Source organism: Shewanella sp. CAL98-MNA-CIBAN-0140 (assembly GCF_040309905.1).
GTDB lineage: Bacteria > Pseudomonadota > Gammaproteobacteria > Enterobacterales > Shewanellaceae > Shewanella > Shewanella psychromarinicola.
Map to the genome: position 1 here is coordinate 1 of NZ_JBEOPI010000321.1, position 227 is coordinate 227.

1 pseudogene is annotated in these 227 nt (G+C 44.5%); it reads right to left on the bottom strand.

The window, feature by feature from the left end:
• A pseudogene (locus tag AAEY93_RS21225) lies at positions 1–227 on the bottom strand (IS1595 family transposase); the annotation flags it as partial.

The window sequence follows — 227 nt, forward strand, 5'->3', positions numbered from 1 at the left end:
GGCAATATGAACCCAAGGCAGCCATTCATCAACAAGCTCACTGGGGGTAACCCTCGCTTCATGTTGTTGAGTCTTATCTATAATGTTCAACGCAGGTAAGCCGTCTGTATGCACTTTTTGCTGTCTCGTTAAGTGTTTGGCAACGAACTGTTCAACACTATCATGGCAAACGCTATTCACAGCCTGCATAGCAATAAATCCAGCTCTTTTTCCTTTGCTTTCAACGG